At 55.5% G+C, this 535-nt stretch carries 1 pseudogene; it reads right to left on the bottom strand.

Going from position 1 to position 535, the window contains the following annotated elements:
* Positions 1-307: pseudogene (locus ACYVTD_RS15970) on the bottom strand (glycosyl hydrolase family 18 protein); the annotation flags it as partial.
* Positions 308-535 lie beyond the last annotated feature (228 nt).

Genomic DNA, 535 nt, shown 5'->3' with positions numbered 1-535 from the left:
GATGCACCCTGCCCGGAAAGGCGCGCAGCTTTCTGCGGCTGGGCACGTCAACCAGGGTTCCGTAGCTGCTGACTTCCGCCCCGAAATAGCCGACATCGGAAATGGGCAAACCTGGCGTTAAAGCCGCTTCCCTGTCGGCGACCACGTATGCCCATATCTCGGAAAACACCGATACAGGCAGCGGCGAGCCGGGCGAAGGAATTTCGACAACAAAACCCTCGTCCCCCTCATGGCTTTCGTCTTCATCAAAACCGGCGGAGGGCGAAGGCGCGTCTGCGGATGAAGATTTGGAGGAGGCCGAGCCCACGAGACGGACTCCTATCTCGTATGCCGTCTTCTGCTTGAAAAAAAAAAAATGACCACAACACTAAGCGCTCTCTGCCTAGAGACCAACACAGTCTCATCAGGTACGCACAGTGACGTAGCGACACCCATCAACACACGCTCGATCACTGGATGCCACGTCTGATCATGATGAGTGCGACTACTGCCTGTCACAGCGGCCTAGTGTCTCGTATCATTACACATTACATTT

Source organism: Treponema sp. R6D11 (genome assembly GCF_054786075.1).
The sequence above is the reverse complement of the archived record's forward strand: the minus strand, read 5'-3'. Positions and strand labels throughout refer to the sequence as shown.